Origin of the sequence: Streptomyces sp., from assembly GCF_031181555.1 — a bacterium.
Lineage (GTDB): Bacteria > Actinomycetota > Actinomycetes > Streptomycetales > Streptomycetaceae > Streptomyces > Streptomyces fimbriatus.
Genome location: NZ_JAPSKQ010000206.1, coordinates 1 through 9,841, shown reverse-complemented (window position 1 = coordinate 9,841; position 9,841 = coordinate 1). Strand labels below are relative to the sequence as shown.

Annotated in this window: 9 protein-coding genes and 1 riboswitch; all 9 genes read left to right on the top strand. The window is 74.0% G+C overall.

What is annotated here, in order from left to right:
- On the top strand, positions 1 to 1,535 hold a 1,535-nt coding region (locus RIM90_RS28155), incomplete at its 5' end, for an N-6 DNA methylase (RefSeq protein ID WP_309063572.1).
- A 107-nt stretch (positions 1,536 to 1,642) separates the two neighbouring features.
- A complete protein-coding gene (locus RIM90_RS28150) occupies positions 1,643 to 2,302 on the top strand; it encodes a hypothetical protein (protein ID WP_309063571.1) in 660 nt (219 codons plus the stop codon).
- A gap of 38 nt (positions 2,303 to 2,340) precedes the next feature.
- Entirely contained in the window at positions 2,341 to 3,837 is a 1,497-nt protein-coding gene (locus RIM90_RS28145; protein WP_309063574.1) for a protein kinase, read from the top strand.
- A 199-nt stretch (positions 3,838 to 4,036) separates the two neighbouring features.
- A complete protein-coding gene (locus tag RIM90_RS28140; RefSeq protein WP_309063570.1) occupies positions 4,037 to 4,684 on the top strand; it encodes a SurA N-terminal domain-containing protein in 648 nt (215 codons plus the stop codon).
- Between the two features lie 73 nt (positions 4,685 to 4,757).
- The gene (locus tag RIM90_RS28135) at positions 4,758 to 5,747 is read left to right on the top strand and encodes a nucleoside triphosphate pyrophosphohydrolase (RefSeq protein ID WP_309063569.1); all 990 of its coding nucleotides are present in this window, start codon (positions 4,758 to 4,760) and stop codon (positions 5,745 to 5,747) included.
- Positions 5,748 to 5,785: 38 nt separating this feature from the next.
- Entirely contained in the window at positions 5,786 to 7,078 is a 1,293-nt protein-coding gene (locus RIM90_RS28130; protein ID WP_309063568.1) for a cytochrome P450, read from the top strand.
- A gap of 217 nt (positions 7,079 to 7,295) precedes the next feature.
- Positions 7,296 to 8,333 (top strand): transglycosylase family protein, encoded by a 1,038-nt coding sequence (locus tag RIM90_RS28125; RefSeq protein WP_309063567.1) that lies wholly within the window; start codon positions 7,296 to 7,298, stop codon positions 8,331 to 8,333.
- Positions 8,334 to 8,538: 205 nt separating this feature from the next.
- Positions 8,539 to 8,707, top strand: a riboswitch (cyclic di-AMP (ydaO/yuaA leader).
- Between the two features lie 4 nt (positions 8,708 to 8,711).
- Complete coding sequence (locus RIM90_RS28120) at positions 8,712 to 9,452, top strand: transglycosylase family protein (RefSeq protein ID WP_309063566.1); 741 nt, start codon at positions 8,712 to 8,714, stop codon at positions 9,450 to 9,452.
- 277 nt (positions 9,453 to 9,729) lie between these two features.
- A partial coding sequence (locus RIM90_RS28115; protein WP_309063573.1) for a hypothetical protein occupies positions 9,730 to 9,841 on the top strand: 112 nt, incomplete at its 3' end.

Below are 9,841 nucleotides of genomic sequence, written 5' to 3'. Positions count from 1 at the left end.
TCGAGTTCCTGCTCGGCCGGCACCTCGACGCCAACCCGCGCCAGTACACCCTCACCCCCACCGACCTCGCCGGTCTCATGGCCGACCTGGTCGGCCCCGCCCGCACCGTCCTCGACCCGGCCTGCGGCACCGGCGCCCTGCTGCGCGCCGTCACCCCCCGGCCCGGTCAGCGGCTGTACGCGCAGGACAGCGCCCCCGAGCTCGCCGCGCTCACCGCGCTCCGCCTCGCCCTGCACACCCGCGCCCCCGTGCACGCCGCCGCCGGCGACACCCTGCGCGCCGACGCCCACCCGGGAGTGCGGGCCGACGCCGTCCTGTGCCACCCGCCGTTCAACGAGCGCAACTGGGGGCACGACGAACTCGCCTACGACCCGCGCTGGGAGTACGGCTTCCCGGCCCGCACCGAGTCCGAGCTGGCCTGGGTGCAGCACGCGCTCGCCCGGGTGAAGGACGGCGGCACCGCCGTGCTGCTGATGCCGCCCGCCGCCGCGTCCCGCCGCTCCGGACGCCGTATCCGGGCCGACCTGCTGCGCCGGGGCGCGCTGCGCGCCGTCATCGCGCTGCCGGCCGGCGCGGCGCCCCCGTACAGCCTCCCGCTGCACCTGTGGGTGCTGCGCCGCCCCGAGCAGGCGCCCGCGCACCCGGAGGTGCTGCTCGCCGACGCGGGGCGGTTCGCCGGCGAGGGGCGCGGCGGGCCCGACTGGCAGGGGGTGCGGGACACGGTCCTCGACGCGTGGCGCGCCCACGACCGGGCCGGCCGCCTCGACGAACGTCCGGGACTCGCCCGCTCCGTGCCCGTCATCGAACTCCTCGACGACGACGTCGACCTCGCCCCGGCCCGCCACCTGCCGCCGTCGGCCGCGGCGGACGGCCCCGGCCTCCTCGCCGACGTGCACGAACGGCTCGGCGAGACGCTGCGGCTGACCGCCGGGCTCACCCCGTCGCCCGTGGACCCCGCGCGGCCCGCCGCCCCCGGCCGCCGGCCGCTCACCACCGTCGGCGAACTCGCGCGCGCGGGCGCGCTGGTGATGCGCACGGGAGGAAACGGCGGGCACGTGCGCGTGCCCGTGCTCACCGACCACGACGTCCTCTCCGGCACCGGCCCCTCGGGGACGCTCCCGGAGAGCGACGAGGAGGCGGTGCTCACCGAACCCGGTGACGTCGTCGTCCCCGTGCTCGGCGGGGGCTCGGTCGCGCGGGTGATCGACGAGGCGACCGCCGGAGCCGTGCTCGGCCGCAACCTCGTGCTGCTGCGGCCCGACCCGGCGGCGCTCGACGCGTGGTTCCTCGCCGGGTTCCTGCGCGGCACCGCCAACAACCGCCAGGCCAGCAGCTACGCGTCCACCGCCACACGGCTCGACGTACGGCGCCTCCAGCTGCCCCGGCTCCCCCGGGACGAACAGCGGCGCTACGGCGCGCGCTTCCGGGCCCTCGACGCGTTCGAGCGGGCGCTCAGGGAGGCGGGCCGGCTCGGCGAACAGCTCGTCCGCGGGATGTACGACGGCCTGACCGACGGGACGATCGCACCCGACTGAGCCGGTACGACAACGGTTCGGTACATCCCGGGACCGGTCGTCCCGTCGGCCTATACGCTCGGACTCCCGTCCGAGTTCCCATCGGCCACACCTGTCCAGGAGCAGTCATGTACGGCCACGGCGCGACGCCGCCCGCCCGCAGCGCGGCAACGGTCATCACCCTGCGCGTGCTGTTCGTCGCCGCCGGTTTCCTGTCGTGCGGTCTGCTGGCCTGTGTGCCGCTGTTCCGGATCGCGTTCCTGCGGGGGCGGATCCTCGACTGGACGCTGGCCTGGGCGAGCATCCCGGCGTCGATCACCTGCCTGGCGGTGGTCGGTTCGCTGCCGGAGACGGACCCCCGGACCGACGTCGCCCTGGCCGCGGTCCTGATCCTCGGCGCGGCGGCCGGCGCCTACTTCCTGACCGTGGACATACGCCTCCACCGGCAGCCGCACCCGTACGCGGTCCAGGCGCCGCCGTCGCCCCACGCCACGACGACGCACCCCCCGGGCGTCCACTCCCCGTACGGCTATCCGCAGCCCGCCTCGCCGTACGCGCCCACACCCGCGCCGCAGCCTCCGGCGCCCCACGCCCCGGCGCCTCACATCCCGGCCCCCCACATCCCGGCGCCCCACACCCCCGTACCGCCGCCGCAGTCACAGCCGCCGCAGCGTCCCGCGCCCGCCCGGATCGACCAGGTGCGGGCCGAACTCGACGAACTCAGCGACTACCTGCGCCGCCAGGACGGACAGCACGGGCAGCACGGCGGTCACGAGGGCGGAAGGTGAGCGTGACGGCGGGACGTGTCGTCGCCGGCCGCTACGAACTGTCCACGCTCATCGGACAGGGCGGCATGGGACAGGTCTGGACGGCCTACGACAAGCGGCTGGACCGGCGCGTGGCGGTGAAGCTGCTGCGCCCCGACAAGGTGGCCGGGCAGGAGGCCGACGAACTGCGCCGCCGCTTCGTGCGCGAGTGCCGGGTGACCGCGCAGGTCGACCACCCGGGCCTGGTCACCGTGCACGACGCGGGCAGCGAGGGCGAGGAGCTGTTCCTCGTCATGCAGTACGTCGACGGCGCCGACCTCGGCGACCACCTCGCCGAACACGACCCGTACCCGTGGCAGTGGGCCGTGGCGGTGGCCGCGCAGCTGTGCGCCGTGCTGAGCGCCGTGCACGCCGTGCCGATCGTCCACCGCGACCTCAAGCCGCGCAACGTGATGGTGAGGCAGGACGGCACGGTCACCGTGCTCGACCTCGGTGTCGCCTCCGTCATGGACAGCGACACCACGCGCCTGACGCACACCGGTTCGCCCATCGGCTCGCCCGCCTACATGGCCCCCGAGCAGGCGATGGGCGGCGCGGTCGGCCCGTACACGGACCTGTACGCGCTCGGTGTGCTGCTGCACGAGCTGCTCAGCGGCGACGTGCCGTTCGCGGGCTCGACGGCGCTCGGCGTGCTGCACCGGCACCTGTACGAGCCGCCGCTGCCCGTGCGCCGGATCCGCCCCGAGGTCCCCGAGGCCCTGGAGACGCTGGTGCTGCGCCTGCTCGCCAAGGACCCGCAGCACCGCCCGGACTCCGCGCAGGAGGTCTACGAGCACCTGGCGCAGCTGCTGCCCGCGCGGGGCACGCCCACCGGGGCGCCCCTCGACCCCACCCGCCCCTTCCTGCGCCCGCACGCCCCCTGGCCGGACCGCGCGCGCACGCCCGCGCCCCGGCCCGCCCCCGTCACACCGCCCGCGCCCGTGGCGGGGAAGGCCGACGTCGCCGCCGCCGTCGACGAGGTCAAGCGGCTGCTCGGCGAGGGCCGGATCACCCAGGCCGTCGACATCCTCGGCGCGATCCTGCCCGTCGCCGCCGAACAGCACGGCGAGCACTCCCCGGTCGTCCGCACCCTGCGCAAGCAGTACGCGTCCACCCTCCTGGACGACGGCCAGTACCGGCGCGCGCTGCCCGAACTGCGCCGCCTCGCCGACGAACGCGCCGCCGAGGCCGGCCAGGCCGACCCGCAGTCCCTGCGCTACCGCTACGAGGCCGCCCAGTGCCTGGAGCAGCTCGGCGAACCGGCGGCGGCGCTCGCCGAGTACCGGGCGCTGCTGGCGTACTACGAGAACCAGTACGTGACCGCCGGCGACCCGGAGACCGCCCACGACGTCCGCCGCCGCATCGGCCACCTCCTGCTCGCCCTCGGCGACCGTGCCGCCGCGCACGACACGCTGGCCCGGCTGCTGCACGACGTGGAACGCCTCCGGGGCCCCGGGCACCCGATGGCCGCGGAGATCCGGCGGACGCTGCAGTGGCTGGGGCAGGTGCGCGGGTAGCGGGGTGGCGGAGGGCGGACTGCGCGGTCACCGTGCCGCGGCGTCCGGTCGCCCGGTCGCGCGGCCGTGGAGGCGCGGCGGTGCCGGAAGTCCCCGTGAATCGTTGGTCGAATGGGTTGGCCAGAGCTTGGCCGATGCCTACCATCGATCACCGCAAGACTTTGTGCACCGCCGCACAAACTCTCCTCGGGAGGTTTCCTTGCACCGCCGCCGTCGCACCGCGCTCCTGTTCACCGCCGCGATCGCCGCGGCGGCGCCCCTGCTCACCGCCTGCGGAAACGATGCGCATCCGGGCGCGGCGGCCGTCGTCGGCGACCAGCGGATCACCGTGGCGCAACTGGAGAACCGGGTCAACGAGGTCCGCGAGGCCCAGCGGGCGACCGTACCGGACGAGGCCCAGTACGAGCAGGCCATCGCCCGCACCGGCAGCCTCACCCGCGACACCCTGCACGGCATGGTCCTGGACCGGGTGCTGCAGCACGCCGCGCGGGACGCCGGGGTGACCGTCACCCCCCGGGAGGTCCAGCGGATGCGGTCCGGGCTGGAGGAGCAGGCCGGTGGCGCCGAGGCGCTGGAGGCGGCCTGGCTGCAGCAGTACGGCGTGCCGCCGCAGCGCCTCGACGAGAACCTCCGCCTCCAGCTCGAGGCCCAGAAGCTCGCCGAGCGGCTCGGCACCGACACCGGCCGGCCCGAGTTCTGGAAGGCGCTGTCCGCGGCGGGCAAGGACCTCGGCATCGACCTCAACCCGCGCTACGGCACCTGGGACGTCGAGAAGAGCAGCCGCGTCGACGCCGCGGCCCCGTGGGTGCGGGACGTCACGTCGGCCGGGGCCCGGCAGCCCCTGTGACGCCCGGACCGCCCCGCCGGTCACCCCGTGGATGACTCCCGGCCCCGTCGGCGGCGTGGGTTAGTTTCGGAGCGTGAACGCAACCAGCCGCGCACCCCGCTCCGAAGCCGCCCCCGGCCGCATCGTCCTGCTCACCACCAGCCACCGCGTCGCACCCGGCCTGCTGTCCTGGCCCGCCTGGCAGACCCTGCGCGCGGCCGACCGGGTGCTGTGCGCGGACGGCGCGCACCCGCAGCTGCCGTATCTGCGGGAGGCGGGGATACCGGTCGAGGAGGCGTCCTTGACCGCACAGGAGCTGGTGGACGCCTGCGCCGGCGGGCGGACGGTGGTGGTCGTGGCCACGGGCGAGGGCGAGCCCGCCCTGACCGACGGGCTGGCGCGCCTGGCCGGGACCGGCCGGGTCCGGATGCCCGAGCTGGAGCTGCTGCCCGCCTCCTACGACCTGCCGGGCGCCCGGCTGCTCGACCTGGTGCAGGTCATGGACCGCATCCGCGCCGAGTGCCCCTGGTCCTCCCAGCAGACCCACAAGGGTCTGGCGAAGTACGGCATCGAGGAGGCGTACGAACTCGTCGAGGCCATCGAGGAGGGCGACCGGGACGAACTGCGCGAGGAACTGGGGGACGTCCTCCTCCAGGTCGTCTTCCACGCCCGGATCGCCGAGGAGCACCCCGAGGAGCCCTTCTCCGTCGACGACGTGGCCGGCGGCATCGTCGCCAAGCTCATCCACCGTCACCCCCACGTCTTCGGCGACGCGACGGCGACCACCCCCGAGGAGGTCAAGGAGCACTGGCTGCGCACCAAGGCGGTCGAGAAGCGGCGCGCCTCGGTCACCGAGGGGATTCCCCTCGGCCAGCCCGGACTGGCCCTCGCCGCCAAACTCGCCTCCCGCGTCCGCACGGCGGGCCTGGACGTCCCCCTGCCCCGGGTGGAGGGCGTCGGCTACGACCTGCTCGCCCTCGCGGTGCGGGCCGAGGCGGAGGGCGTCGACCCGGAGGCGGCGTTGCGCGCGGCGGCCCGGGCCTACCGGGACGCGGTGCGGGCCGCCGAGGGCGTGGGGGAGTAGGCCGCAATCGCCCGCCCCCCGCCGGATACGGTCGAAAGGTGACCGACCAGCACCCGCACCAGTCCCCGTCCCACCCCGGGCACGGCGCCCCCGAACTCTTCACCTGGGAGTTCGCGAGCGACCCCTACCCCGCCTACGCCTGGCTGCGCGAGCACGCGCCCGTGCACCGGACGCGGCTGCCCAGCGGGGTCGAGGCCTGGCTGGTCACCCGGTACGCCGACGCCCGGCAGACCCTCGCCGACCCCCGCCTGTCCAAGAACCCGGCGCACCACGACGAGCCCGCGCACGCCAGGGGCAGGACCGGCATCCCCGGCGAGCGCAAGGCGGAGCTGATGACGCATCTGCTCAACATCGATCCGCCGGACCACACCCGGTTGCGCCGGCTGGTCAGCAAGGCGTTCACGCCGCGCCGCGTCGCCGAGTTCGCGCCCCGGGTGCAGCAGCTCACCGACGGGCTCATCGACCGGTTCGCGGACAGCGGCTCCGCCGACCTCATCCACGACTTCGCCTTCCCCCTCCCCATCTACGCCATCTGCGACCTGCTGGGCGTGCCCCGGGAGGACCAGGACGACTTCCGTGACTGGGCGGGCATGATGATCCGTCACCAGGGCGGCCCGAGGGGCGGGGTCGCGCGGTCGGTGAAGAAGATGCGCGGCTACCTCGCCGACCTCATCCACCGCAAGCGCGAGGCCCTGCCCGCCGAACCCGCCCCCGGCGAGGACCTCATCTCCGGCCTCATCCGCGCCTCCGACCACGGTGAGCACCTCACCGAGAACGAGGCCGCCGCGATGGCGTTCATCCTGCTGTTCGCCGGCTTCGAGACCACCGTCAACCTCATCGGCAACGGCACCTACGCCCTGCTCACCCACCCCGGGCAGCGCGACCGCCTGCAGAGGTCGCTGGCCGCCGGGGAACGGGCGCTGCTGGAGACCGGCGTCGAGGAGCTGCTGCGCTACGACGGCCCGGTGGAGCTCGCCACCTGGCGGTTCGCCACCGAGCCGGTCACCATCGGCGGGCGGCGCATCGCGGCCGGCGACCCGGTCCTCGTCGTCCTGGCCGCCGCGGACCGGGACCCCGACCGGTTCGCCGACCCGGACGTGCTCGACCTCGGCCGGCGCGACAACCAGCACCTGGGGTACGGCCACGGCATCCACTACTGCCTGGGCGCGCCGCTGGCCCGCCTGGAGGGCCAGACCGCGCTCGCCACCCTGCTGACCCGCCTGCCGGACCTCCGGCTCGCGGTGGATCCCGCCGAACTGCGCTGGCGCGGCGGGCTCATCATGCGCGGACTGCGCACCCTGCCGGTGGAGTTCACCCCACCGCGGGCCTGACCGAGGGGCCCGCAGGGCTGCCGGCTTCCGTGTCCCTTTCCGGTGGCGCGCGCGGACCAGCGCAAACATGACACGCGCTCACCTCTGTGATCTTCACGTGATCTGCGCGGCATGAACTTGTGACAAGTGATCGTCTGCCGATACGTTCACCCATCAAGTGCGGCGCCTCGACTCCAGCCGCCGCGCCGGTAACTGCTGTCTTGCGAAAGGTCTCCGCATGCTCTCCGGGAACGGTCGGCACCGTCGCCCCCGCCAGGCTCCGGCACTCCTCGTCGCAGCCGGAGTGACCGGCTCCGCCATCGCGATCCCGCTCCTCGGGGCCGGCAGCGCCAGCGCGGCCGACGGCGCGACCTGGGACCGGGTCGCGGAGTGCGAGAGCGGCGGTTCCTGGAGCCAGAACACCGGCAACGGCTACTACGGCGGCCTGCAGTTGACGCAGGACGACTGGGAGAACTACGGCGGACTCGACTACGCGCCGAGCGCCGACCAGGCCAGTCGCGGCCAGCAGATAGCCGTGGCCGAGAGAATCCTCGCCGACCAGGGGGTCGGCGCATGGCGCGCCTGCGGACTGCTGGCGGGCCTGGACCAGGACTCCGCGTCGGCCGACATCGACACGGGCGTGGCGGAGGACTCCGCGCCGAACACGTCCGGCTCCTCGGGCTCCTCGGATTCGTCCGGCTCCTCGGCCCCCTCGGGCTCCTCGGATTCGCCGGACCCGTCCGGATCGCCGGACTCCGGCGAACCGTCCGCCCGCGCTTCCGCCTCCTCCGCGCCGTCGCCGTCGTCCGACCCGTCGGCGAGCGCGGAGGGCACATCCGGCGAATCGACCAAGTCCGACAAGTCCGCCGGGCCGGACGCCGGGCCCGGCACCTCCTCCTCCGCTCCGGCCGTCCCGAAGGGTGACGAACCGGACAAGTCCGGGCGGACCGGGGGTTCTTCGGTGCTCACCGACACCGAGGCCGGCGGAACCGGCCGTCACCGCGGCCCCGGCGCCGAGGAGGGCGGGGGCGGGGACCGCACGGCCGAGGCCTCCGGCCGGCACGCCTCGCGCGGCACCGACGCCTCCCGCGACGCCGCCGACGGCTCCTACACCGTGCGTTCCGGCGACAGTCTCTGGTCCATCGCCGACTCCCTTGAGCTGGACGGCGGATGGCGCGCTCTCTACACGGAGAACGAGCGGACCGTCGGCGCCGACCCGGACCTCATCCTGCCCGGTCAGAAGCTTGAGGTCGGGGTCGAACCGGGAGAAAAGTGACGCCCGAAAAAGCGGGCGGACGGCGGCAGTTGACGTCACGGTTCGGGCTGAATGTCCGGTTTAAAGATGATGAGAGATAGGTCTCAGAGGCCCTGATCGTCTTTGAAATTCCGTCGATCGCGTGCCTACGGTCATGACCGCTCGCCATCGCGGGCCCCGGCTGCCGCCACGCCGAATCCTGCCAGCGGCAGCACGGGAACAGTCGTCGCGTCATGCGCCGCAGGCAGGAGCGGGGGACCCAAGGTAAGTGCCGGTCCGGGCAGTTGACGCCGGATCCGGCTTGGGGTGGAGCCGCGTCCCGTGAGGGGCGTGGCCGGGCAACTCAACCGGCCCGAACCCGACAGCTCACCTCGTAGGCGTCGGTGAGGGGATCCAACCATGCTGTTTTCCGGCAAGGGCAAGCACCGTCGTCCGTCCAAGGCCGCTCGCGCCATCGCCGTCGCCGGTGTCACCGGCGCCGCCGTCGCCGCCCCGCTGATGGCGGCCGGCAACGCCTCCGCCGCCACGGCCTCCGAGTGGGACGCCGTCGCCCAGTGCGAGTCCGGCGGCAACTGGTCCATCAACACCGGCAACGGCTACTACGGCGGTCTGCAGTTCTCCGCCTCCACCTGGGCCGCGTACGGCGGCACGCAGTACGCCGCCACCGCCGACCAGGCCACCAAGGCCCAGCAGATCGAGATCGCCGAGAAGGTCCTCGCGGGCCAGGGCAAGGGCGCCTGGCCGGTCTGCGGTGTGAACCTGTCGAACGCCCCCTACAGCGGCGGCGGCTCCACCCAGACCCAGGGCGGCGGCTCCTCGCAGGGCTCGCAGAGCTCGCAGAACCAGGGTCAGGGCCAGGGCCAGAGCCAGAGCACCGGCTCCGCCGAGACCCGTGAGACCGAGCAGAAGGCCTCCCGCTCCGCCGAGCGCCCGGAGGCGGAGAAGACCGTCACCACCCCGACCGGCGAGAAGGTCGAGAAGGGCGACGGCGAGTACAAGGTCGTCAAGGGCGACACCCTCAGCTCGATCGCCGAGGAGCACGACGTCAAGGGCGGCTGGGCCAAGCTGTTCGAGCTCAACGACGACATCGTCGAGGACGCCGACCTCATCTACCCGGGCCAGCAGCTGCACCTGAAGTAAGGACAGCGGCCTTCGGCCCTCCCCCCGTCCCCACGGGCTCCCCGCCCCGGTGCGTGTTCCCCCGTACGCACCGGGGCGGGGTTTTTCACGGCTCCGCAAGGTCACGGTTTCCGTCACGGTTTCCGGGAACTGCTTTGTTCCGGCCAGAAACAATCTAAGCTCGCTCCTGTCCATGGGATGGGCGACCGGATGCCGATCGCCCGGAGCCGGTTAGGCTCGGTCTCGCAGGGCCTCCGCGGTCCCGCTCACCCGCGTCACATCCAAGAAGGAGATGCTCGTGCCGTCCATCGACGTCGTCGTAGCCCGGGAAATCCTGGACTCCCGAGGCAACCCCACGGTCGAGGTCGAGGTCGGCCTCGACGACGGCAGCACGGGTCGTGCCGCCGTTC